The organism is Streptomyces sp. NPDC043812, from assembly GCF_056436245.1.
In genome coordinates, this window is sequence record NZ_JBWKCY010000031.1 from 15436 (window position 1) to 39833 (window position 24398).

The following is a 24398-nucleotide window of genomic DNA, read 5'->3' on the forward strand; positions in this document are numbered from 1 at the left end:
TGGCACCGACCCGCCATGCTCGCCTCGCGGCAAGTGGTCGCTCGTAGCGACGAAGGTTGGGCCCGGGGGCTTGGATCGAGCCGGTGCCACACCCAGGCTAACGCACCACCCCGGGAAGTGATTCCCATGCGTCCCGTTGACGTGTCGTCAGTCCCGCAACAGGTCCGGCACCCCGTCCCCGTCCGGCTGGTCGCGGACGTCCGAGACGACCGTGAGCTGCTGCGTGGCGCGGGTGAGCGCCACGTACAGCACCCGCAGTCCGGCCGGGCTCTCGTCGGCGATCTCGGCCGGGGAGACGACCACCGTGGCGTCGTACTCCAGTCCCTTGGCCTCCAACGAGCCGAGCGCCACCACGCGCTCCCCGAGTCCCGCCAGCCAGCGCGCCGCCTGCTCGCGGCGGTTCATGGCGACCACGACACCCACCGTGCCGTCCACCGTCTCCAGCAGCCGCGCGGCCTCCGCCCGTACGCTCCCTGCCAGGTCGCCGCCCGGAACGACGGCGAACCGGGGCCGCACGCCCGTCGAGCGGACCGCCGACGGCGCCTGCATCCCGGGCATGGCGAGGGCGAGCACCTTCGAGGCCAGCTCGGCGATCTCCGCCGGGTTGCGGTAGTTCACCGTCAGCTCGAACCGGCGGCGCGGACGGGTGCCCAGAGCCTCGTCGCGGGCCTCCGCCGCCTCGTCCGGGGACGACCACGAGGACTGCGCGGGGTCGCCGACGACGGTCCAGGTGGCGTGCCGGCCGCGGCGGCCGACCATCCGCCACTGCATGGGGGTGAGGTCCTGCGCCTCGTCGACGATGACGTGCGTGTACTCGGTCCGTTCGGCCGCCAGTCTTTCCGCACGCTCGCGCTGCGTCTCCTCGCGCTGCGGCATCAGCTCCTCGAGACCGGTGAGCTGGTCCAGCGGGTCGAGCTCGCGCCGCCTGCGCGGGCGCGCGGGCGTGCCGAGCAGGGTGGCCAGCTCGTCGAGCAGCGCCACGTCGTGCACGGACAGCGCCTCGCGGCGCAGCGAGCGGGCGAGCCTGCGCACCTCGCCGGGGTTGAGGATGCGGCGCGCCCAGCGGCCGAGCCTCCGCTCGTCGGCCATCGCCGACAGCACACCGCGCGGGGTCAGCTCCGGCCACCAGGCGTCCAGGAACACGAGGAAGCTGTCCTCGCCCGAGACGTCCTCGTCGAAGGACGACCGCAGCTCGGCGGCCAGTTCGGGGTCCGCGTGGCGGCCGGCGGATCCGGACTTCGCGTACAGGGCGTCGAGCAGCAGGCGCCGGGCACGCGGGCGCAGCAGGTTGACGGGCGTGGTGCCGCCGAGGACGTTGTTGCGGATGCGCTGGAGTTCCTCAGCCTCCAGCTCCAGGCGCCGCCCGAAGGCGACGACCCGCAGCCGGGTGGGGGTCGCCCGGGGGTTCGGCGGTTCCTCGCCGAGTGCGAGCTGTCCGCCGGCGGGCGCCGGGGGCTGGTCCAGCGCTCCCCTCGCGGCCTTGCGCAGCACCTTCAGCATCCGCGACGAGCCCTTGATGCGGGCCACGGCCGGTTCGTCGTACGCCGTCGCCTCGGCGCCGTCGACGAGTGAGCCGACCGCGCGGATGGCGACCTGCCCCTCCTCGCCGAGCGAGGGCAGCACTCCCTCGGTGTAGGCGACGAGCAGCGGCGTCGGCGAGACGATGAGAATGCCGCCCGCGTACCGGCGCCGGTCCTGGTACAGCAGATACGCGGCCCGGTGCAGGGCCACCGCCGTCTTGCCGGTGCCCGGTCCGCCCTCGACGTAGGTCACCGAGGCGGCGGGCGCCCGGATGACGAGGTCCTGCTCGGCCTGGATGGAGGCGACGATGTCGCGCATGGTGTGGCTGCGGGCCTGCCCGAGCGCCGCCATGAGCGCGCCGTCGCCGACGACGGGCAGCGTCGCGCCACCGAGGGTGGCGGTCAGCTCCGGGCGCATCAGGTCGTCCTCGACGCCGAGGACCTTGCGCCCCTTGGAGCGGATGACGCGGCGGCGCACGACCCGGCCGGGGTCGACGGGCGTCGAGCGGTAGAACGGCGCGGCGGCCGGGGCACGCCAGTCGATGACCAGGGGCGCGTAGTCGGCGTCGAGGACACCGATCCGGCCGATGTGCAGGGTCTCGCCGATGTCGGCCGTGCTGTCGGGCCGCACGGCGTCGTCGGCGGGCTCGACGGAGGTGTACGCGCCGTCGGGACCCTTCTCGCCGTCCTTGCCGTACAGCAGGTCGATCCGGCCGAAGAGGAAGTCCTCGAACTCGTTGTTGAGCCGGTTGAGGTGCACACCCGCGCGGAAGACCTGGGCGTCCCGCTCGGCGAGGGCACCGGGGGTGCCCACCTGGCCGCGCTGGGCGGCGTCGTTCATCAGGAACTCCGCCTCGTGGATCTTCTCCTCGAGTCGGCGGTACACCTGGTCCAGGTGAATCTGCTCGACGGCGATCTCGCGGTCTCGCACCGAATCGGCGCTCGATCCGACCACGGAATCGACAACGGAATCAGCGGCATCCTGCGCGGCCACCGAGGCCCCCTTCTGACGTGCACTGGGCAGCCGTCAACCGTACGCCAAGGGGGGCGGACATTGCACCTGTACGGGCCGTGGGCCGGGACAGCACTGTGTCCCGGCCCACGGCCGTTGTCCTGAGCGCCGGACGAATGCCTAGGCATTCACCTCGACGAGCCGCTTGCCGTCGAAGGTGCGCACCTCGAAGTGGTCGATGTCGTTGCGGTCCATCGCCGAGCCGCCGTGCACGTACAGCGGGTTCTTCCCGATCGGGTGCGAGCTGCCGGGGATGCCGTATCCCCACTTCGGAACGGCCCAGGAGGTCACGACCTCCTCCTCACCCGTCTTGGAGACGGCGATGAGGTTGCACTTCAGCGGGCCCTTGACGTTCTTCAGCTCCAGGACCGTGTGGGTGCCCCAGCCCTTCTTCTCCATGCCGATGGACGCGCTGACCTTGGTCGTCGCGTCCGTGGCCTGCACCTTCTCGTCCATGTGGTTGAAGAAGGCGTCCTCGGCCGGACTGGTCGGGTGCGGTTCGGCGGCCTGGAGCGTGTTCGGGTTCTCGTCGGACGTGACGACGACCGCGACCGCCGGGCCCCCAATGATCAGGGCCGCTGCTGCGGCAATCATGTACATGCCGCGCCGACGCTTGGCGGCACGCTTGGCCGCCACCTCGTTCAGCAGACCGCCGAGCACCCGGGGGCTCGGGGACGTCGGCACGACGGGGACCGCCGTCGGTGGCGGGAGCTGTCGTCCGGGCATGCCGGGCAGGCTGTGCACATTGCTCGGCGGTGCCGGAGCCGGGGCCTGCGCCAGCATTGCCAGCATCGGCTCCATCCCCGAGAACTCCTCGAGATGGGCGGCGCAGATGTCGCAGCCGGCCAGATGCGCCTCGAAGGCGGAGGCGTCCGCTTCGTCGAGCACGCCGAGCACATACGCCCCGACGGCGTCGTGTACGGACTCCTGCTCGTACATGGTCATGCCGAGACCCCCCTCTCCTCGAGTGCGAGCTTCATGGAACGGAGCGCGTAGAACACTCGGGACCGCACGGTCCCGCTGGGTATGCCGAGCGTTTCGGCCGCCTCATTGACCGTGCGTCCCTTGAAATACGTCTCGACAAGAACTTCCCTGTGGGCGGGCGTCAAATCATCGAGCGCATCTGAGAGCGTCATCAGCCACAACGCCTTGTCGATCTCGTCCTCCGCGGGCATGACCTCCAGCGGCGACGGGTCGACCTCCTGCGGCCGGGCCTGCCGGCTGCGGTGACCGTCGATGACGATGCGCCGGGCGACCGTCACCAGCCAGGGTCGGACAGAACCGGTCGCCCGGTTGAGCTGACCAGCATTCTTCCAGGCACGGATGAGCGTCTCCTGAACCACGTCCTCGGCGCGCTGGCGATCGCCGGCGACGAGACGCAGTACATAGGCGAGCAACGGTCCTGCATGTTCACGGTAGAGCGCACGCATCAGGTCCTCGTCGGGCACAGAGGTGTCGATGCGTGGCTTCTCACTGCGATGGCGGGCCCGTTGCGGACGGTCATCGGCCACGGCGGCATCCTTGCGCACCTGAACCTCCCGGTCGAGACCCTGTTTTTCACGGCTGGCTGTCTGTCCCCCTTCACTACGGGCGCCGCCGGTGGATCACTCAACGCGGGAGGGAAAAAGTTTCAAGATCTTTTTCAGAGTGCGGCGGACCGCCTCCGGTGACGCGCCACGCGCTCGCGATTGCCGCACACTTCGCTGGAGCACCAGCGCCGGCGGCGGCCGCGCGAGGTGTCCAGGTACACGCGGCGGCAGCTGTCCCCCTCGCACTGGCGCAGCCGGGACAGGGCGACGGGATCGGTGAGCAGCTCGACCGCGTCGCGCGCGACGGCCGCGAGCAGTGCCGCCCGCTCGGGAGCCGCGCACAGGGCCCGCACGAGCACCCCGCCTTCGGCGCGTACGGCTCTGATGCCCGGCGTCGCGCCCCCGGCGAAGGCGTTGACGATCTCCAACGCGTGCTCGGCGGGGCGCGCTTCGGGTTCGGTGCGCACCAGCCGGTCCATGCAGTCGCGGAGTTCGACGAATCCGGCGACCCAGGTGGCGTCGATGCCGGTCAGACAGGTCCCGGCAGGGATCAGTCCCGCGCCGACCAGCCAGCTGCCCAACCGCCCGGGGCCGGCGAGCGGTTCACCCCCGGGCCCGGCCGTCGGGACGGGTTCCTCCGCGGTCGCCAGCAGGTCCAGGCAGATCCGCCCGGAGTCGAACCGCCACTCTCCTCCTGGCCTCGCCGTGGGAACCTCCGGGCCCACGCGCGTGCCTGCCGCTGCCATGCCCCTGTCACCGCCTCGGGTTCACCGCCGGGTGTCCCCACCAGAGTGCCCGCCGACGCGTGCGGCCGGAAGACCGCGGAGCACCTGTGGCCGGGGCGCACCCCGCCCGCGGCTGCGCGGGCGCCGCCCGACGACGATGGTCGGGGCGCCGGCAGGGCCCCGTGCGACCACGACCGGCGCGCCGTCGGCAGCACGCTCAGGTGCCCGCGTACTTGGCGTCGGCCGCCGGGTCCAGGGCGAGCCGGTAGCCGCGTTTGACCACGGTCTGGATCAGCTTGGGCGCGCCCAGGGCGGTGCGCAGCCGGGCCATCGCCGTCTCGACGGCGTGCTCGTCCGTGCCCGAGCCCGGCAGCGCCCGCAGCAGCTCCGCACGGGAGACGACCCAGCCGGGGCGTGCCGACAGGGCGCGCAGCAGCGCCATGCCGGCGGGCGGCACGGGCCGCAGTTCGTCGTCGACGAGGACGGCGTGGCCGCGGATCTCGACGCGCCGGCCGGCGATGGGCAGCGTACGGGCGCGGGAGGGGAGTTCGGTGCCGAGCAGTTGGACGAGCGGGCCGAGGCGGAAGCGTTCGGGCTGGACGGTGTTGACCCCGGCGGACTGCAGCGGCAGAGCCGTGACGGGACCCACGCAGGCGGCCAGGACGTCGTGGTCGAGGGCGTGCAGCAACTCGGGCAGCACCCCGCGGCTCTCGGCCCTCGAGAGCAGGGACGCGGCGGCCGGGGCGCTGGTGAAGGTGATGGCGTCGAGGCCGCGGGAGAGCGACGCGTCGAGCAGCCGGTCGAGCGGGGCGAGGTCCTCGGGCTCCATCCAGCGATAGACGGGCACGAGGACGACGTCGGCGCCCGCGGCCCGCAGCGACTCGACGAATCCGGGCAGCGGCTCACCGTGCAGCTGCAGCGCGATACGGCGGCCTGCGACGCCCTCCCCCAACAGCCGGTCCAGGACCTCCGCCATCGACTCGGAGGCCGGGGACCACTCCTCGGTGAGCCCGGCGGCGCGGATGGCGCCCTTCACCTTGGGTCCGCGCGCCAGCAGTTCCACGCCGCGCAGCCGGGTGAGCAGCTGCTCGCCGAAGCCCCAGCCGTCGGCGGCCTCCACCCAGCCTCGGAAGCCGATGGCGGTCGTGGCGACCACCACGTCCGGCGCGTGGTCGATCAGCTCCTTGGTGGCCGCCAGCAGCTCGGCGTCGTCCGCAAGCGGCACGATGCGCAGCGCGGGGGCGTGCACCACGGCGGCACCGCGCCGGCGCAGCAGTGCCCCGAGCTCGTCGGCGCGGCGGGCTGCGGTGACACCGACGGTGAAGCCCGCGAGGGGGCCGTGCGGTTGGCCGTGGTCGTGCATATCGGTCGTCCCCACTGGATGTGCCCCATTGGGCGGCTGTACCCCATTGGACTGTGAACGGGCGACCGAGCCTGTCAAAAGCGCGTGACAGGCCCGGATCGCTCATATTTCGCCGTCGTTACGTACTCCGCCCGTTCACACCCTCGCGTAGACGGGCTCGGGCTCCGTTTCGGTCTGTGCGGTACGGACCGGGACCGTGACGGGCCGGCGAAGGTATACCGCCCACGTGACCACGGAGCACACGGCGTAGAAGACCAGGAAGGCGACGAAGGCGGCGGTGCCTGTGCCCGCGGTCTGGAAGGACTGGCGGAAGGCGAGGTTGATCGCCAGTCCGCCGAGCGCGCCGACGGCTCCGATGAGTCCCATCGAGGCGCCGGAGAGCCTGCGCCCGTAGGCGGCAGCGGTCTCACCGGTCATGCCCAGCGACAGCGCCTTGTTCTGGAAGATGCCGGGGATCATCTTGTACGTCGAGCCGTTGCCGAGTCCGCTGAGGACGAAGAGCGCGATGAAGCCGACGAGGAAGACGCCCAGGGACTTCTGGACGGAAGCGGCGATGACGACACCGGTGGCGACGGCCATACCGGCGAAGTTCCACAGGGTGATCCGGGCACCGCCGAAGCGGTCGGCGAGCAGACCGCCGAGAGGGCGGATCAGCGAGCCGAGGAGGGGGCCGATGAAGGTCAGCGACGCGGCCTGCAGCGGGGTCCGTCCGAACTGTGTCTGGAGGACGAGGCCGAAGGCGAAGCTGTAGCCGATGAAGGAGCCGAAGGTGCCGATGTAGAGGAACGCCATGATCCAGGTGTGTCCGTCCCTGGCGGCGTCCTTCGCGGCACCGGTGTCGTTCTTGACCGGTGCGAGGTTGTCCATCCACAGGGCGGCGCAGAGCGCGGCCACGATGATCAGCGGCATGTAGATGCCGAGCACGAGCCTGGGGTGGGCGGCCCCCGCCGTGCCGATGACCAGCAGGGCGACGAGCTGGATGACGGGGACGCCGATGTTGCCGCCGCCCGCGTTCAGGCCGAGGGCCCAGCCCTTCTTCCGCAGCGGGAAGAAGGCGTTGATGTTGGTCATGGACGACGCGAAGTTTCCGCCGCCCACACCGGTGAGTGCGGCGACCGCGAGGAACGTCGTGTAGGAGGTGCCGGGCTCCATCACCGCGTACGCGGCACCGGTCGGCACGAGCAGCAGCAGTGCGCTGAAGATGGTCCAGTTGCGGCCGCCGAACCGGGCGACGGCGAAGGTGTACGGCACCCGGATCACGGCACCCACCAGGGTCGCGGTCCCGATCAGGAAGAACTTGCCGGCCGGGTCGATGCCGTACTCGGGCCCCATGAAGAGGACCATCACGGACCACAGCGTCCAGACGGAGAACCCGATGTGCTCACTCAGTACGGAGAAGGCGAGATTGCGCCGGGCGATCCGCTCCCCCTTGTCCTGCCAGAAGGTCTCGTCCTCTGGGTCCCACTGTTCAATCCACCGGCCTGCCATCGCGCGCCTCCACCTGTGTCTGGTCGTGGGGACGACGTTATGGACGGCGCGTTTCAGGCCGGTGGCACGAGGTGACCGGTGCGGAACGTTGCTCTCACCCGGGCGCCGGACCCTGTGTGAGCCCGGCGCGGGACACGCCCGGCGCCGCGCTCGCACGGACCCGCCCGTCAGCCGGACTCCCGGGCGCGGCGACCGCCCCGACGGGCGCCGTTCGGCCACAGCCGCGGCCTGCGCTTGGCGGCGACATCCTCCAGCCAGCCGACCGACACGATCATGAGGCCGATCAGCGGCCAGACGACGATCAGCATCAGGGTGGTGTAGATGCTCTCCAGGAAGCCGGAGTAGGTGGGCCACACCCCTGGGATCTTCCACAGCAGGTCGATGACCGGGATCGTCGCCATGATCAGCAGGTTGTGCCAGAGGTAGATCGTCACGGCTCGGTTGTTGGAGAGCGTGACCAGCTTGTCGAAGCGGGCGAGACGGCCCGGCAGCTCCTGCCAGGAGGGGGCGTACTGGAGCAGGATCACGCAGAAACCGAACGACCAGGTCGCCTGTGCCAGCGGGATGTCGTTGAGGTCCCAGCCGTCGGGCCCCAGATGGCCGGAGGCCCACCACAGGCCGAATGCCATGATCAGCGCCGCGACGGATATCGACAGATAGCGCGGGATCCGCTCGAGCAGGCCCTCCTGATGCGCGAAGCCGAGCACCCAGCACGAGCCGTAGCAGGCGAAGTCGGTGATCACGTTGCCGGTTTCGCCGGGGATCGTGACGAGCCCGGATCCGACGATCGCGGTCAGCCCGAGCGGTGCCAGCAGGGTCGCCCACGGCACCTTGCGGAAGGCCCACAGCAGCAGGGGCGAGGCGATCACGAACCACAGGTACGCACGGATGTACCAGAGCGGGCCCGCGGCCTGTACGGCCCAGGTGTCCTCCAGCAGGCCGGCGTTGTCACCGCTGTGCCAGGGGTACGGCGGTGCGCCGACCGGCACGACGTACCAGGCCAGTTTGACGAACCACCACACCCCCTCCTCCTTCACTGGCTTCCAGCCGAAGTAGAAGATCACCGGCAGGACGAACGCCGAGAACGCCCACATCGGCGGCAGCAGCCTGCGGATACGGCCTCGGACGACCCCCCACGCCGGCCGCGCCAGCGAACGCGCCATCAGCGAGCCCGCGAGCGCGAACATCACGCCCATGGAGGGGAAGAGGACGGTCAGCCAGGCCCAGCCGAAGATGTGGTAGACGACGACGCGGACCAACGCGACGGAGCGCAGCAGGTCGAGATAGCGGTCCCGGCCGGGCCGCTTCCTCGTTGCGGCGGGCGGCGCCGACGGCCCGGTCTGCGCACCCTGTACGGCGTGGGTGCTCATGCGACGGGCCTCCGCTCGTCGCTGCGCCTGGGCTGTGCGGGCATTCCGCCCGGCGCCTCGACGACACCGGTGCGGCGCAGCTTCTGCCAGCGCAGCCGGCCGCCGGTGAGCGCGGTGATCCAGGACTGCAGCAGCACCACGTACATGAGCTGCCGGTACAGGAGTTGTTGCAGCGGCAGGGTGATCAGATGCGTCATGCGCTCCCGGTCGAGCCGGAAGGCGTACGCGGCGCAGACGGCCTGGACGGCGAGCACCCCGAGCCATGCGGCGATCGTCTTCCCCGTGGGCCCGAAGACCAGCCCGTACAGCAGGAAGACGTCGATCAGCGGAGCCAGCAGCGGGAACACGATCATGAACAGCGAGACCATCGGCAGGCCGACCCGGCCGAAGCGGCCCGACGGCCCGCGCTCGACGAGGGCGCGGCGGTGCTTCCAGATCGCCTGCATGGTGCCGTAGCTCCAGCGGTACCGCTGCGACCACAGCTGCTGGACGGACTCGGGGGCCTCGGTCCAGGCGCGGGCGTTCTCCGCGTAGACGACGCGCCAGCCGTCGCGGTGGATGGCCATGGTGATGTCGGTGTCCTCGGCGAGGGTGTCCTCGCTCATGCCGCCGACGCGGTTCAGGGCCTGGCGGCGGAAGGCACCGACCGCGCCGGGAATGGTGGGCATGCAGCCGAGCACGTCGTACATGCGGCGGTCGAGGTTGAAGCCCATCACGTACTCGATGTGCTGCCAGGCGCCGATCAGGCTGTCGCGGTTGCCGACCTTGGCGTTGCCCGCGACGGCGCCGACGCGCATGTCCGCAAAGGGCTTGATCAGTTCGCCGACCGTGGCGGGTTCGAAGACGGTGTCGCCGTCCATCATGACGACGATGTCGTACCGGGCGTGCCGGATGCCGTTGTTGAGTGCGGCGGGCTTGCCGGCATTGGCCTGCCGTACGACGCGGACGCCCGGCAGCCGCATCGACTCGACGATGTCGGCGGTGCCGTCCGTCGATCCGTCGTCGATGACGACGACCTCGATGGGATGCTCGCTCGCCGTCAGCGAGTTCACGGTGTTGGCGATGCATTCGCGTTCGTTGTACGCGGGGACCAGCACGGACACCGGTCCGGTGATCGGCGGCCCCCAGGTGAAACCGGGTCTGCGCACCTTTCGCGCGTGCGCGAAGGAGAGCACCAGCATCAGTCCGAAGCGGAGGAAGACGAGGACACCGATCGCGGCGAGGCCGACGACGAGGATCTCCGTGGTGTTCTCGGAGACGGCGACTGCGGCGACGAAGGCCTTGCCCTTCCACAGGTCGGGCCCGCTGACCTGGGTGTGGGCACTGGGTGCGCCGAGCGCCTCGGTCAGGTTGGCGAACCTGTAGCCGCGCTCCTTCATCTGCGGCAGGAACCGGTCCAGGGCCGCCACAGTCTGCGAGCGGTCGCCGCCGGAGTCGTGCATCAGCACGATCGAGCCCTTGGTGCCCCGGGGCGTGGCCCGCTCGATGATCGCTTCGACCCCGGGGCGCTTCCAGTCCTCGGAGTCGGTGTTGTTGAACGCGGTGATGTAGCCGCGGCTGCCGATGTACTGGGTGACCGGCCAGGACTCGTTGTCGAGCGCGTCGGAGAACGAGGAGTACGGGGGTCGGAACAGCGAGGTGCGGATCCCGGCGGCGCCGGCGATGGCCAGCTGGTTCTGCGACAGCTCCCAGTCGATGCGTCGCGTGGACTGGAAGGAGAGATCAGGGTGGTTGAAGGTGTGCAGCCCCACCTCGTGCCCCTCGCGCACCATGCGTTCCACCAGATCGGGGTGGCGCGAGGCCATGGTGCCCGTGACGAAGAAGACGGCGTGGGCGTCGTACTCCTTCAGCTTGTCGAGGACCTTCGGCGTCCACTCGGGGTCGGGCCCGTCGTCGAAGGTGAGCACGAGCCGGCGGTCCGGCACGCTCAGCGCCTTGGGCGCCTGGACGTCCCGCGCGTCGATGATGGGGCCGCCCTGGAGGATGCGCTCGGGGACCCGGTCGGTGGGCGCGGGTGGGCGGACCCGGTGGTCGGCGAGGATCTCGCTGTGCACATAGCCGCGCAGCATCAGCATGGCGAGCAGCGCGACGAGGAAGAGGACGGGGAGCAGATAGCGCATGGGCAGTCTGCGGCGTACGACGCGCTGGGGCCGCCGCCTGCGCGAGGCCCTCGGTGCGTGGTGGGTCATCTACAGAGCGCCTTCTTGCACGGGCTGTCCGGTGGGATCGTCGGTCGGCGTGGGGTCGGACGGGGAGGGGCCGGGCTCGCTGGCAGGCGGAGCGGGCTCGCTGCTGTCGACGGCGGGCGGCGGGTCGTCCGGCCCGGGGGCGGGCACGTTGCGGGAGGGCTCGGCCGGAGCGGAGTCGGACGCCGCGGGCGGGGGCACCGCGGGAAGTGACGCGCCGTCGCTCGTGGAGCCCGAGGGCCCCGGGAGAACGGCATCGGCGGATCCGGTGGCCGTGGGGGCGCCGGGGGTCGCCCCGGCCGTCGCCACCGAGGAGGGGCGGTCGGTCGGGGCGGGCTGTATCTCCACCTGATCGGCCTGCTGTTCGCCGGACTGTCCGAGGCCGGGCAGCCAGGGCGCGCTGGAGTCACCGCCGGCGAGGGCGGCGACGAGCGTGATCGCGTAGCAGGCACAGCCGGCCGCGAGGACCCAGCCGAGCCGCCGGAACTTCTTGCTGCGGCGGCCGCTCTCGTCGACGAAGACTGGGCCCTCGGCGCTGTCCGTCGCGACCACCTGGGCCATGCGGAGCGTGCCCGATTGGCGCCCGAGGCCGTCGAGTTGGACGGTCACCTCGTGCGGCTCATGTGTATGGCCGATACCGGCGTCTTCTTGCCATTTTTCCATGGCAGATTGCACATCCCCCCACTGAAAGTGATCGGGTGTGCGCTGTAACTGACCGGTGCTGTCCGATCGGGTTCCCCAACCTGTGTTCAGCGCCTCTGACCCACTCACCCACCCGGATGATGAATGTAGCGCACCCGCGTTGACCCCGGGCCCACGTCTCACGCCTTGTCACACATCAGGGACATATCACGTTCCGGCAACCATCCCGCGGGATCCCTATTCAGCCAGCCCTCCCGCGTCGCGAGCTCGGTGGCGGCCCGGCGCAGCGCATCCAGACCGGGGTGGTGCAGTCCTCTGCGCCACACCATCGAGAGGGGCGAGAGCGGTACGGGGTCCACCAGGGGCCGCCGCACCGTGCCGGGCATGGGAGCGAAGTCCACGACGACGAGCACGGGACGACTGACCTTCTCCATCAGCCGCCGGAACTCCTCGACACCCACCGCCATAGGCGCGGGCGGCGCCACGGAGATCCCCCGCCCGGCGAACAGCAGGCGTGCGAGATCGGTCCACTCCCGCGTCCGCTCGTTCCCTGCACCGGCATATACGGATTCCCCCGCGAGCGCGTTCAACGGAATGCGCTCCAGACCGACGAGCGGATGGTCCTCCCGCAGCAGGACGGCCATCGGCTCCAGCCGCACGGGAAGGTGGAGCAGCTGTGCCTGCACGGCGGGCTCCAGACCTGCGAACCGTCCGAAGGACACATCGAGCCGGCCGCTGAGGATGTCGGCCGCGGCACCGGTCAGCCCGCTCTCGTAGCGGGCCATCAGCTCGTATTCCGGGGCGAGTTCGCGGGCGCGCGCGAGAACGCGGGCGGACGTCATTCCCGGATCAGGAGAGTTGAGGTCGACCAGCAGCGGCCTGGAGCCGGCCGCAGCGGCGAGCAGTTCGTCCTGCGCGGCGAGCACCCGCCGCGCGTAAGGGAGCAGCCGCTCCCCGTCGACGGTGAGCGTGACCTGCCGGGTGGTGCGTACGAACAGCTCGGTACCGAGCTCCCGTTCCAGCCGCCGCACGTCGCGGCTCAGCGCCTGCTGGGCGACGTACAGCCGTGCGGCGGCACGGGTGAAGTGCAGCTCGTCGGCGACGGCGGCGAAGGCACGCAGCAGCCGCGGTTCCAGATCCCGGGTCACGAGGCATTCAACAACACAGATGCGTGAATGGCCATCGATCAGGTGTTGGACCCCCGACCTGCCGGGCGGCGAGGGTGGGGAGATGCCGCAAACCGCCCGGCCACGCACGGCCGTTCCCACAGCCCCGCCCGCGATCACGCCGGGCGCACCGGCGTTCATGCCGCGATTCGACGACGGATCGGGGCCCGCCCCTCGCCGCCGTACACCGGGCCCCTATCGTCGGCTCTTCGCCACGCCGGGCGCCCGCGCGTTCACCGCCGGAAATCTGATCGCCCGGCTGCCCATGGGGATGTTCAGCGTCAGTGCCGTCATCATGATCGCCGGGTCCCGTGGCTCGTACGCCCTCGCCGGCGCCGTCACGGCGGCCGGGCTCGCCGCGACCGCGCTCGTCGCCCCGTGGACAGCACGGCTCGTCGACCGCCACGGCCAGGCCCGGATCGCGGTGCCCGCCACCGCCCTGGCGGTGCTCGGCTCGCTCGCCCTGCTGCTGTGCATACGCTTCGACGCCCCCGACTGGACCCTGTTCGCCGCCTACGCGGCGACGGCGACCACCCCCAACACCGGAGGCATGTCCCGGGCCCGCTGGGCACACCTCCACAAGGGCGACCCGGCAGCCCTGCACACCGCGAACTCCTTCGAGCAGGCCGCCGACGAACTCTGCTTCATGCTGGGCCCGGTGCTCGCCGCGTTCCTGAGCTCCTGGCTCTTCCCCGGGGCCGGCACGCTGATCGGCGCGGCCCTGCTGCTCGGCGGCGTCCTGCTGTTCGCCGCCCAGCGCTCCACACAGCCACCCGTCGCCCCGCGTGCCGTGACGGGCACACCCCTGAGGGCACCGGGGATGCCCGCCCTGCTCGCCGTCTTCCTCGCCACGGGTGCGGTCTTCGGCTCGATGGAGGTCGTCACCCTCGCTTTCGTCGACGGACCGGCGGCCGGTGCGGTGCTCGCGCTGCAGGCGGCCGGCTCGTGCGTCGCCGGACTGCTGTACGGCAGAGCCCGTCGCACCGCCGGGCTCCTCACCTGCCTCACCGCGATGACCGCCCTGATGTCCCTGCCACTGCTGGCCGCGGCGGGCACCGGCTCGGTCCTCGCCCTCTCGGGAGCGCTGCTCCTCGCGGGCATGGCGACGGCACCGACGATGGTGACCGGCATGACCGCCGTGCAGCGCCTCACTCCGCAGGGCCAGGCGAACGAGGGCATGACGCTGGCCGTCACCGCGCTGCTCGGCGGCATCGCGGCGGGCTCGGCGAGCGGGGGCTGGACGGCGGAGCACATGGGCGCCGCCGCCGGGTACGTGGTGCCGGTGTGCGCGGCGGCCGTGGCGCTGGTCCTGGCGGGCATGACGAAGGCCCGGCAGCCGTAGCTGCCGGGCCTTGTCCACATGGGATGAGGGGGTATCGGGGGCATGGCCCCCGATGACCTCCATCGGTGGAGATGGCGGGAATCGAACCCGCGTCCAACGGTGCAGAACCAGGGCTTCTCCGTGTGCAGTCTGCTGCGATTTTCTCAGCCCCGGAGATCACGCAGACAAGTCTCCGACGGGCTCAGTCACTGTTTGATTTCCCTCCGGACCCCGTGACCGGGTCTAGAGGTTTAGTTCCCTAGTTGACGCCAGGAACCGGGTCGGGAACAGCCCCGGGCTGACGCTCCATTAGTGAAGGTTCGTCTCTACTGCCTGATCAGGCAGCGAGGGCGAAGGCTTCGGAGTTATCGCGCTTGGAATCGGCGATTATTGGTTGCGACATATGGTTAACGAGATCATTGCCGCTTCCTCGACACGCTTCCCCTGCCTCGACATCCGCTGTCGAAACCGATCATCCCCATGTTGATTTATCAAGCCCCTGTTGAGGGGGCTGTGCCATCGTACGTGACCAACGCACGCCGATGCCAGCGCATTCCCCGGGGTCGTCAGCCCCGCTGCTTGCGCCGGACCGCCGACATCGCCCGGTCCGCCTCGCGACGGTCCTGCTTCTCGCGCAGCGTCTGCCGCTTGTCGTACTCCTTCTTGCCCTTCGCCAGCGCGATCTCGACCTTGGCCCGGCCGTCCTTGAAGTACAGGGCGAGGGGCACGATCGTGTGCCCCGTCTCCTGCGACTTGGAATCGAGCTTGTCGATCTCCTCGCGGTGCATCAGCAGCTTCCGCCTGCGCCGGGCGCTGTGGTTCGTCCACGTTCCCTGGCTGTACTCCGGCACGTGAACGTTGTGCAGCCATGCCTCGCCGCCGTCGATCTGGACGAAGCCGTCCGCCAGCGACGCCCGCCCCTGACGCAGCGACTTCACCTCGGTACCCGTCAGCACGAGACCGCACTCGTAGGTGTCGAGGATGTGGTAGTCGTGCCGCGCCTTCTTGTTCTGCGCGATCAGTTTGCGCCCTGTTTCCTTTGCCATAGTGCGGTCATTTTCGCACTACGAGGCACCCCTGAGGCCACTCAATACCGTACGGGCCCGCTGTTCCGCGCCGTCGACCGCGACCAGGTCCGGGGTGATGCCCCGCCCGTCGACGCTGTGACCCGCCGGGGTGCGGTAGTGGCCCACGGTCAGCTCGGCCACCGAACCGTCCGGAAGCCTGCTCGGCATCTGGACCGACCCCTTGCCGAAGGTGCGCGAACCGACGGTGACCGCCCGGCCACGGTCCTTCAGCGCCCCGGTCACCAGCTCGGCGGCGCTCATGGTGCCCGCGTCGACGAGCGCGACCAGCGGCCGGCCGGTGTCCCCGCCGCGGTCCGCGTACAGCGCCTGCTGCTTGCCCCGCACGTCGTAGGTCGCCACCAGCCCGCCGTCCAGGAAGGCGGAGGCCGCCGTGACGGCCTCGGTCACCAGGCCGCCGGCGTTGCCCCGCAGGTCGAGCAGGACACCCACGCCCTCGGGGACGCTGCGCAGCGCGTCCCGCACCCGCGCGCCAGAGCCCTTCGTGAACGAAACCACCTTGATCACGACGCTGTCTCCGTCCAGCCGGCGCACGGTGACGGTCTCGGTGGTCAGCAGGGCGCGGGTCAGCGTCTCGGTCCAGCGGCGCCCGTCCCGCTCCAGGCCGAGGGCCACATCCGTGCCGTCGGCGCCGCGCAGCAGGGCCACGACCTCGGTCACCGGGCGCCTGGCGACCCCCTGGCCGTCGACGGTGTGAAGCCGGTCACCGGCCCGGATCCCGGCCCGGTCGGCGGGGCCGCCGCTCTTGACCTCGGCGACCTCCATCCGTCCGTCGCCGGTGCGTCTGGTCCGCAGGCCCACGCCGGTGTACTCGCCGTCGAGGGCGTTCTCGAACTCCTCGTACTCCCGGCTGTCGTACACCGCGCCCCATCGGTCGCCGCTGCGGCTGACGAACTCCTCGGCCGCTTCGGTCCCGGACTTGCCGTCGGCCATCGCGTCGGCGGCGGCGCGGGCCACTTCCTCGCGGTCGACGGTCACGGCGGCGGCGCGGGCCGACAGCTTGCGCGCCTGTTCATGCTCGTCGCGCGGGAGTCCGCCGGTGGCCGCTGCGGTCGCGAGAACGGTCGCGAAGACCAAAGTCAGGGCTGCCCCGCGGCGAATGCCGTGGGGCCGGGGACTGAACTCGGGGCCCGACATGGCGTTGAGTCTAGGACAAGCAAAGGGCGCCGTACGGCTGTTGACCGCACGGCGCCCGGGGCGCTTGTCACACCTTGAGGTACTTGCGCAATGCGATGAAAGCGGCCATGGCGGGCATCAGCAGACCGATCGCCAGCACCAGCGGGAGCTTGGTGACGACCGCGTCCCAGCCGATGAAGTTGACCAACTGCATCTTCTCCGCCAGCGCCAGCCCGTGGTCGATCAGGAAATACCGTCCGACGAGCAGCATCACGGAGGCGACGAGCCCGCCCAGCAGGCCGGCGAACGCGGCCTCCATGATGAACGGCATCTGGATGTAGAAGCTGGACGCTCCCACCAGACGCATGATGCCGGTCTCACGCCGACGGCTGAACGCCGATACACGCACGGTGTTGACGATCAGCATCAGCGCAATGACGAGCATCAGCGCCATCACGAAGATCGCGGCGATGTTCATGCCGTTCATCAGGGAGAACAGGTTCTCCAGGATGTTGCGCTGGTCCTGGACGGACTGCACGCCGTCCCGGCCGGCGAAGGCGGTCGCCACCACCTTGTACTTCTCCGGGTCGTGCAGCTTGACCCGGTACGACTCCTGCATCTGGTCCGGCGTGATGGTGGACGCGATCGGAGTGTCGCCGTACTGCTCGCGGTAGTGCTTGTACGCCTCTTCCGCCGACTCGTGATGGATCGTGTCGACGACGGCCATCTTATCGAGGTCGGCCTTGATCTGATCCTTCTGCGCGGTGGTGACGGCACCCTTCGCGCACTGCGCGGAGGTCGCGGCGTCGTTCTTGTTGCACAGGAAGATGGAGACGTTGACCTTGTCGTACCAGAAGTCCTTCATCGTGCTGACCTGCTCACGCATGAGCAGCGCACCGCCGAAGAGGGCGAGCGAGAGGGCTACGGAGACGATCACCGCGAAGGTCATCGTGAGATTACGACGGAGACCGACACCGATCTCCGACATGACGAACTGGGCGCGCATGGCGTGCTGTCAGCCTTTCAGTCTGGGCTCAGTGCTGGTAGCCGTAGACGCCGCGTGCCTGGTCGCGTACGAGACGGCCCTTTTCGAGCTCGATGACGCGCTTGCGCATCTGGTCGACGATGTTCTGGTCGTGAGTCGCCATGATCACGGTGGTACCGGTGCGGTTGATGCGGTCGAGCAGCTTCATGATGCCGACCGAGGTCTGCGGGTCCAGGTTTCCGGTCGGCTCGTCCGCGATCAGCAGCATAGGACGGTTGACGAACGCCCGGGCGATCGCGACGCGCTGCTGCTCACCACCGGAGAGCTCACCCGGCATCCGGTCCTCCTTGCCGCCGAGGCCGACGAGGTCGAGGACCTGGGGCACGGCCTTGCGGATCTCGCCGCGCGGCTTGCCGATGACCTCCTGCGCGAATGCCACGTTCTCCGCGACGGTCTTGTTGGGCAGGAGCCGGAAGTCCTGGAACACGGTGCCCAGCTGGCGGCGCATCTGCGGCACCTTCCAGTTGGACAGGCGGGCCAGGTCCTTGCCGAGGACATGAACGAGCCCCTGGCTGGCGCGCTCCTCGCGCAGGACCAGACGCAGGAACGTCGACTTGCCGGAACCGGACGAGCCCACGAGGAAGACGAACTCGCCCTTCTCGATTTCGAGGGAGACATCGCGCAGGGCAGGGCGGTTCTGCCTGGGATAGGTCTTGGAGACGTTGTCGAATCGGATCACGGGTGCACCACGGTCGGCCGGGAGTAGGTGTGCGTGACCTTACGCGAACCGGCCCGCGACGCGCAGGCACCGCCCTGACTTGCGCATTTTGTCCGGTCACGGATGGGGTGTAATCCGACGGGCCGCGCCGAAAAGCGCCCGAGCTGGCACAGTGGTAGGGGAACAGCCGCGTTTTCCGGTGCGTTGTCGGGAATGAAGTGTGCCGACGGTCCGCGCCTGCGGCTCCGGTGCGCGGGAGGAGGAGAGCGCATGACCTACGACCGATTGGTGTGCGCGAACTGCGCGGCACCTGTGGCCGAGGGCCGCTGCCCGGTCTGCCGGGCGAATCGTGAGCGCCTCCAGCAGGAGGGCCCCTTCGGCGGGCTGAACCCGCTGGCGCTGCTGGCCCTGCTGGCGATCCTCATCGCCGCCATGGCGCTGCTGGCGGTGTGAGCGCCGACCGAGAGTGACCGCAGACGTGGAAGGGCCCGGGGTGCTTGGCACCCCGGGCCCTTCTGTCACACGCTATGCCGTTCAGGCGGCGGCGCGGCCACCACCGACGAAGCGCGGCAGCATACGGAAGCCGATACCACCGGCGATCATCGTCGCGGCACCGATCAGCAGGAACGTGGTCTCGGCGGCGCCGGTCTCCGCCAGCTCCTCCTTGGCCTCGCCCTGCTCGACCGGCTTCGAGCCCGCGTTGTCGGTGTCCGTACCGGTGCCGGTGTCGCCGTCACCGTCGATCACGCCACCGTCGGGGTCGTTGTCGTTGCCACCGGTCTCGTTACCGCCGGTCTCGTTACCGCCGTCGGTGCCACCGTTCTGGTTGCCGCCGTCGGCACCGCCGTCAGCGCCACCGTTCTCGTTACCGCCGTCGGTGCCACCGTTCTGGTTGCCGCCGTCGGCACCGCCGTCAGCGCCACCGTCGGCACCGCCATCAGCGCCACCGTCCGCGCCACCATCGGCACCGCCATCAGCGCCACCGTCCGCGCCACCATCGGCACCGCCGTCGGCACCGCCATCAGCGCCACCGTCAGCGCCACCATCGGCACCGCCATCAGCGCCACCGTCCGCGCCACCATCGGCACCGCCGATCACGCCGCCGATCACGCCGCCGTCCGCGCCACCATCGGCACCGCCATCAGCGCCACCGTCCGCGCCACCGTCGGCACCGCCATCAGCGCCACCGTCGACGCCGCCCAGCGGGTCGCCGGTGGTGCCCTCGGTTTCGTTGATGCCGATACCGGCGTCGATGCCGTTCTCGTCGGCGTTCGCCGACACCTCGACGGGGCCGACGTCGACCCCGATACCGATGGCGCTCGCGGCGCCGGCGGCGGTCAGCGACGCACCCGCGGCAATCACCGCACCCGCGGCTATACGCGCGACACGAATCCGCGTCTTCTTGGTCATCTGGCTGCTACCCCCAGTAGCTATCTCGTCATTGGAGCAGCGTCCGGAGCCGCGGGCTCGGAGGTCGTTGCACTGTGCCCCCGCTCACACACACCCCAGAAATACGCATGCCGCGCGCCACCTTTCCTACTTGACGGGTAAACGTCAAGGTCGTTGCGCGTGCGATGTCCGAATTGCTGTCAGTTGACTGACCTGCGGGGATGCAACTGTGACATAAAAAGGAACTGCCGCCCCTGGGGCGGCAGTTCCCTTGTCGACAAAGCGTCCTTCTACTTCTCCTGCTGCTTGCGCCAGCGAATTCCGGCTTCGAGGAAACCGTCGATCTCGCCGTCGAGCACCGACTGGGGGTTGCCCACCTCGAACTCCGTACGCAGGTCCTTGACCATCTGGTACGGGTGCAGGACGTACGAACGCATCTGGTTTCCCCAGGAGTTGCCGCCGTCGCCCTTGAGGGCGTCCATCTTGGCCTGCTCCTCCTGGCGGCGACGCTCGAGCAGCTTCGCCTGCAGGACGTTCATCGCGCTCGCCTTGTTCTGGATCTGCGAGCGCTCGTTCTGGCAGGAGACCACGATGCCGGTCGGGATGTGCGTGATGCGCACCGCCGAGTCGGTGGTGTTGACGCCCTGACCGCCGGGTCCGGACGCGCGGTAGACGTCGATGCGCAGTTCGGACTCGTCGATCTCGACGTGGTCGCTCGACTCGACGACGGGCAGCACCTCGACACCCGCGAAGGACGTCTGGCGGCGGCCCTGGTTGTCGAACGGCGAGATACGCACGAGACGGTGCGTGCCCTGCTCGACGGAGAGCGTGCCGTAGGCGTAGGGCGCCTTGACCACGAAGGTGGTCGACTTGATGCCGGCCTCTTCCGCGTACGACGTCTCGTAGACCTCGGTGCCGTAGCCGTGCCGCTCGGCCCAGCGCATGTACATGCGCTGCAGCTGCTCGGCGAAGTCCGCCGCGTCGACGCCGCCGGCCTCGGCACGGATGTTGACCAGCGCCTCGCGCTCGTCGTATTCGCCGGAGAGGAGGGTACGGACCTCCATCTCGTCCAGCGCCTTGCGCACGGCCTCGAGCTCGGTCTCGGCCTCGGCACGGGTGTCCGGGTCGTCCTCTGCCTCGGCGAGCTCGAAGAGGACTTCGAGGTCGTCGATACGGCTGCGGAGGGCCTCGGTCTTGCGGACCTCGGCCTGGAGGTGCGAAAGCTTGCTGGTGATCTTCTGCGCCGCGTCGGGGTCGTCCCACAGGGACGGTGCCGCCGCCTGCTCCTCGAGCACGGCGATGTCTGCCCTCAGCCTGTCGAGGTCCAGGACGGCCTCGATCGACCCCATGGTCGAGGAGAGGGACTTCAGCTCTTCGGATACATCGACGACTGCCACGGGTCCAGCGTAACGGCTGAGTGGAGTAAGCCGTGCTGGCCCCGGACCCTAGGGCTCGGAGGGGGCCGACTGCTGGGAGTCACGCGGCGGCGGCTCGTTCTCGTCGCTGCTCGTCGCCAGCCAGCCGCCTACCCCCACCGCCGCCGCCACGACCAGGGCGGCCACGCCCAGGGCGATACGGCGCTTGCGGACCGAGGCAGCCCTGTTGCGGGCCGATCCGGGGCGGCGCTGGCCTGGGGCGCGAGGGGCACGGGCAGTGCCGTGGGCGCCCCCGGCGAGCTCGTCGGGGGCCGGGACGCGCATCGAGGTGTGGGTGTCGCGGTTGGAGTCCGCGGGGGCCGACCCGGGCACGAGAGGGACCGCCCCACGGCGGCGCGGCTCGCCGTGGGCGACCGGGACGACGTCCTCGTACGGCTCGGGCTCCGGTTCGGAGCCGGGCTCGTCGACGTCGAGCGGCGGCATGCCTGCCAGCAACGGCAACAGGTCGTGCAGCCGGTGGGCGAGCTCGGAGGCACGCAGCCGGGACGCGGGCGCCTTGGCCAGGCACTGGACGATGAGCTGCCACAGCTCGTCGGGGATGCCCGGCAGCGGAACCACGGTCTCGGTCACGTGGCGTCGCAGGACGGCGCCGGGGTGGCCACCGCCGAAGGGGGTGAAGCCGGCCAGCAGCTCGTACAGCACGGTGGCCAGGGCGTAGATGTCGACCGCGGCGCGCGGCGGCAGGCCCTCGACGATCTCGGGGGCGATGTAGTCGGGGGTGCCGATGATGCCCGACGGGTTCGGTGCACCGCTGCCGGTGGGACGGGCGGCCTTGGTGCGGCGCGGGGTGTCGATCAGCTTTGCCACGCCGAAGTCGGTGAGCAGCGCCGGATGGGACCCGGCGGGGCCGAGGGGGCCCTCCATGTCGAGCAGGATGTTCTCCGGCTTGACGTCACGGTGCACGACTCCGGCCGCGTGCGCCGCGGCGAGGCCCTCGGCGACGTCCGCGATGATCGCGACGGCCGCCTCGGGGGCGAGTCGGCGTTCGCGGTCGAGTCGCGTGCGCAGGTCGGTCCCGCGGACGAGGTCCATGACCAGGGCGAGGTCGTTGCCGTCCACGACGAGGTCGCGGACGCCGACGACCCGGGGGTGGTCGAGCCCGAGCAGGGCGGTGCGCTCCTGTACGAAGCGGCCGACGAGCTCCTGATCGGAGGCCAGGTCCTCGCGCAACAGCTTGACGGCGACGGGCCCTTCGGGTCCTTCGCCGAGCCACACCGTGCCGGCGCTTCCCCGCCCCAGGATCTGATGGGCCGTGTACCGGCTGCCGATATTCCGTGCCAAGACTGCTCCCTCAGCGGCTGGCGTTGCCCATAAAGTACCCCGGCCCGGGCCGCGGTGAGCCAGGGCTGGGGCCCTTGGTGGTTTCTCCCGGTGGGTGGTTTCCCCGGGGTCGGCCACGCGGGCGTTGGGGAGCTGTGTGCCCCGGATGGCGCCGACCTTCACTTCTGCGGGATAAATCGGCCCGCAGAAGTCGACAAATCCACGAAGTGGCGTGCGACAGGCCGCCCGTGGGGGCTACTGCTGGTTGTTGACCTCATCGCCGATCTGGTCGGCGGTGTCCTTCGCCTCACCGAGTTGCGAGACCCAGTCGGTCACCGTCGAGATCCCGTCGCCGATGGCGTCCCAGTAGCTCTTGCCCTCGGCGATCCAGCCCTGGAGAGGCGTGAGCTCCCAGATGAGCCAGCCGCCGACGAAGAAGAGCACCACCATGACGAGGCAGCCCTTGAGGCAGCCGAGCCCCGGGATGCGCACCGGGTTGGCGCTGCGCCGGCGCGGCTCGCGCGGCGGGCGCAGGACCGGCTGCTGGGGCGGCGGCTGCGGAGGCGCGTACTGCTGCGGCTGCGGGGCGTACTGCTGCGGCTGGTGCCGCTGAGGCGGCTGCGCGTAGGGCTGCTGCCGCTGCGGCGGCCGCTGCTGCTGGCGCTGGGGCGGCTGCTGCTGGCGCTGCGGCTGACGCTGAGGGCGCCGGCGCATGGGGTCCTGGCTCGGGTCCAGGTACTGCATCTGGGTCTGCTCGTTGCGGTCGCGCGCCGCCTGCAGCTGCGACTGCCACGGGTGCGGGTCCTCGGGACCGCCGGGCTGACCCTGCGGCATCGGCGGCATCACCGACGTGGCGTCGGCGCCACCGGACGGACCGGTCTGCGGCAGGACACTGGTCGCACCCGCCGGGTCGTACGCCGGGGCGCCGGTGTTCGGCAGGAACTGTGTGGCGTCGGCCGCACCGGGCGTCTGGGGGACGGGGGCCGGGGCGGGGTCCGGCGCGAGCAGGGCGGCCACACCGAGCGCGGCGTCGACCTGCGCGGCGTTGGAGTGCACCCCGATACCGGCCGCGACCGTACGCAGCCCGCGGGCGAGGTTCTCGGCGCTGGGCCGCTCGGAGGGCTCCTTGCGCAGACAGCGCTCTATGACCGTCCACAGCGGCTCGGGAACCGTCGTGGGGCGCCGGGGCTCCTCGCTCAGATGCCGGTGCAGCACCTCCAGCGCCGTGCCGCCCGCGAACGGGGGACGGCCGGTGACCAGCTCGTACAGCAGGATGCCCGCGCCGTAGATGTCGACGGCGGAGGTCTGCGGGCGGCCCTCTGCGGACTCGGGTGCGATGTACGCCGGGGTCCCGACGAACTCGTGGGTTCGGGTCAGACCCGGTGAATCGGCGAGCCGCGCGATACCGAAGTCGGTCAGCATCGGATGCATCTGGCCGTCGACGTCGGTCTTCAGCAGGACGTTCGCCGGCTTGAGGTCGCGGTGGACGACGCCGTCGGCGTGGCTGGCGGCCAGGGCGTCCGCGATCTGCGCGGTCATCAGCGACGCGGCGACCGGTGACAGCGGCCCGTTGTCCCGCAGATAGTGGTGCAGGTCGGGGCCGTCGACGAGGTCCATGACGAGGGCGAGCAGATCGCCCTCGACGACGAGGTCGCGCGTGCGCACGATGTTCGGGTGTGTGAGGCGGAGGAGGACCGAGCGCTCCCGGAGGAAACGCATCACCACGTCCGCGTCGTTCGCAAGCTCCTCCTTGAGGACCTTGATCGCGACGGTCTCGCCGGGCTGACCCGCGACGGCTGCCTCGGCGCCCGCGGTCTCCCTCTGACGTGCTCGCCAGACGGTGCCCGTGGCGCCGCGCCCGAGCGGCTCCTCGAGCAGGTACTTGCTGCCTACCGGCCGCACGTCGCGCTCCCTGCTGATCGGTCCTCACATGGTCCCCGCCCGCCCGATGATCCTTTGATCCTGGGGACTGCCGGGTGTCCGACCCACTTTAATGCCGCCGGACGAATGACCGGCAGGCTCGCATTCCGTCGTCTCTGTTCGAAGACAGACGCGGGCATCGTACGGATGGTTGCCGTACGGAAGTG

At 70.5% G+C, this 24398-nt stretch carries 20 protein-coding genes and 1 other RNA gene; 2 read left to right on the forward strand and 19 right to left on the reverse strand.

Annotated features, from left to right (window positions below; all coding sequences use genetic code 11):
• Window positions 1–147: 147 nt before the first annotated feature.
• The 10 genes from AC067Z_RS32865 to AC067Z_RS32910 all read right to left on the reverse strand — a co-directional run bounded on the left by AC067Z_RS32865 (window position 148) and on the right by AC067Z_RS32910 (window position 12983).
• On the reverse strand, window positions 148–2514 hold the full coding sequence (locus tag AC067Z_RS32865) for a HelD family protein (RefSeq protein WP_478793310.1): 2367 nt from the start codon (window positions 2512–2514) through the stop codon (window positions 148–150).
• Between the two features lie 138 nt (window positions 2515–2652).
• Window positions 2653–3477: an anti-sigma factor family protein gene (locus AC067Z_RS32870; RefSeq protein WP_478793311.1), complete on the reverse strand. Its 825-nt coding sequence runs from the start codon at window positions 3475–3477 to the stop codon at window positions 2653–2655.
• Window positions 3474–4061 (reverse strand): sigma-70 family RNA polymerase sigma factor, encoded by a 588-nt coding sequence (locus AC067Z_RS32875; protein WP_478793312.1) that lies wholly within the window; start codon window positions 4059–4061, stop codon window positions 3474–3476. The genes AC067Z_RS32870 and AC067Z_RS32875 overlap by 4 nt, the downstream gene beginning before the upstream one ends.
• Window positions 4062–4174: 113 nt before the next feature.
• A complete protein-coding gene (locus AC067Z_RS32880; protein WP_478793313.1) occupies window positions 4175–4807 on the reverse strand; it encodes a CGNR zinc finger domain-containing protein in 633 nt (210 codons plus the stop codon).
• Window positions 4808–5003: 196 nt separating this feature from the next.
• Complete coding sequence (locus tag AC067Z_RS32885; protein ID WP_478793355.1) at window positions 5004–6149, reverse strand: uroporphyrinogen-III synthase; 1146 nt, start codon at window positions 6147–6149, stop codon at window positions 5004–5006.
• Window positions 6150–6284: 135 nt separating this feature from the next.
• Window positions 6285–7637, reverse strand: coding sequence for a nitrate/nitrite transporter (locus AC067Z_RS32890; RefSeq protein WP_478793314.1), 1353 nt, complete (start codon window positions 7635–7637; stop codon window positions 6285–6287).
• Window positions 7638–7804: 167 nt separating this feature from the next.
• Window positions 7805–9007 (reverse strand): acyltransferase family protein, encoded by a 1203-nt coding sequence (locus AC067Z_RS32895; protein WP_478793315.1) that lies wholly within the window; start codon window positions 9005–9007, stop codon window positions 7805–7807.
• A complete protein-coding gene (locus AC067Z_RS32900) occupies window positions 9004–11127 on the reverse strand; it encodes a bifunctional polysaccharide deacetylase/glycosyltransferase family 2 protein (RefSeq protein ID WP_478793356.1) in 2124 nt (707 codons plus the stop codon). The genes AC067Z_RS32895 and AC067Z_RS32900 overlap by 4 nt, the downstream gene beginning before the upstream one ends.
• A 69-nt stretch (window positions 11128–11196) precedes the next feature.
• Complete coding sequence (locus AC067Z_RS32905; protein WP_478793316.1) at window positions 11197–11856, reverse strand: hypothetical protein; 660 nt, start codon at window positions 11854–11856, stop codon at window positions 11197–11199.
• Between the two features lie 158 nt (window positions 11857–12014).
• Entirely contained in the window at window positions 12015–12983 is a 969-nt protein-coding gene (locus AC067Z_RS32910) for a LysR family transcriptional regulator (RefSeq protein ID WP_478793317.1), read from the reverse strand.
• A 157-nt stretch (window positions 12984–13140) separates the two neighbouring features.
• On the opposite strand from AC067Z_RS32910, the gene AC067Z_RS32915 reads away from it, so the two are divergent.
• Window positions 13141–14343, forward strand: coding sequence for an MFS transporter (locus AC067Z_RS32915; RefSeq protein WP_478793357.1), 1203 nt, complete (start codon window positions 13141–13143; stop codon window positions 14341–14343).
• A gap of 63 nt (window positions 14344–14406) precedes the next feature.
• On the opposite strand, the gene ssrA is transcribed toward AC067Z_RS32915, so the two are convergent.
• The 5 genes from ssrA to ftsE all read right to left on the reverse strand — a co-directional run bounded on the left by ssrA (window position 14407) and on the right by ftsE (window position 18247).
• Window positions 14407–14802, reverse strand: a transfer-messenger RNA (tmRNA) gene (ssrA, locus tag AC067Z_RS32920).
• Between the two features lie 86 nt (window positions 14803–14888).
• Window positions 14889–15368, reverse strand: a complete 480-nt coding sequence (gene smpB / locus AC067Z_RS32925) for an SsrA-binding protein SmpB (protein ID WP_478793318.1) — start codon at window positions 15366–15368, stop codon at window positions 14889–14891.
• 18 nt (window positions 15369–15386) lie between these two features.
• Window positions 15387–16544, reverse strand: a complete 1158-nt coding sequence (locus AC067Z_RS32930) for a S41 family peptidase (RefSeq protein ID WP_478793319.1) — start codon at window positions 16542–16544, stop codon at window positions 15387–15389.
• Window positions 16545–16611: 67 nt separating this feature from the next.
• The gene (ftsX, locus tag AC067Z_RS32935) at window positions 16612–17529 is read right to left on the reverse strand and encodes a permease-like cell division protein FtsX (protein WP_478793320.1); all 918 of its coding nucleotides are present in this window, start codon (window positions 17527–17529) and stop codon (window positions 16612–16614) included.
• Between the two features lie 28 nt (window positions 17530–17557).
• Window positions 17558–18247: a cell division ATP-binding protein FtsE gene (gene ftsE / locus AC067Z_RS32940; RefSeq protein ID WP_389226477.1), complete on the reverse strand. Its 690-nt coding sequence runs from the start codon at window positions 18245–18247 to the stop codon at window positions 17558–17560.
• Window positions 18248–18496: 249 nt separating this feature from the next.
• Between ftsE and AC067Z_RS32945 the strand changes: the two genes are divergently transcribed.
• The gene (locus tag AC067Z_RS32945) at window positions 18497–18679 is read left to right on the forward strand and encodes a hypothetical protein (RefSeq protein WP_478793321.1); all 183 of its coding nucleotides are present in this window, start codon (window positions 18497–18499) and stop codon (window positions 18677–18679) included.
• 81 nt (window positions 18680–18760) lie between these two features.
• Here the strand turns inward: AC067Z_RS32945 and AC067Z_RS32950 are convergent, their stop codons facing one another.
• The 4 genes from AC067Z_RS32950 to AC067Z_RS32965 all read right to left on the reverse strand — a co-directional run bounded on the left by AC067Z_RS32950 (window position 18761) and on the right by AC067Z_RS32965 (window position 24213).
• A complete protein-coding gene (locus AC067Z_RS32950) occupies window positions 18761–19636 on the reverse strand; it encodes a hypothetical protein (RefSeq protein WP_478793322.1) in 876 nt (291 codons plus the stop codon).
• A gap of 269 nt (window positions 19637–19905) precedes the next feature.
• Window positions 19906–21012 (reverse strand): peptide chain release factor 2, encoded by a 1107-nt coding sequence (gene prfB / locus AC067Z_RS32955; RefSeq protein ID WP_478793323.1) that lies wholly within the window; start codon window positions 21010–21012, stop codon window positions 19906–19908.
• Window positions 21013–21060: 48 nt separating this feature from the next.
• Window positions 21061–22332: a serine/threonine-protein kinase gene (locus AC067Z_RS32960; RefSeq protein WP_478793324.1), complete on the reverse strand. Its 1272-nt coding sequence runs from the start codon at window positions 22330–22332 to the stop codon at window positions 21061–21063.
• Between the two features lie 234 nt (window positions 22333–22566).
• On the reverse strand, window positions 22567–24213 hold the full coding sequence (locus AC067Z_RS32965; RefSeq protein ID WP_478793325.1) for a serine/threonine-protein kinase: 1647 nt from the start codon (window positions 24211–24213) through the stop codon (window positions 22567–22569).
• Window positions 24214–24398 lie beyond the last annotated feature (185 nt).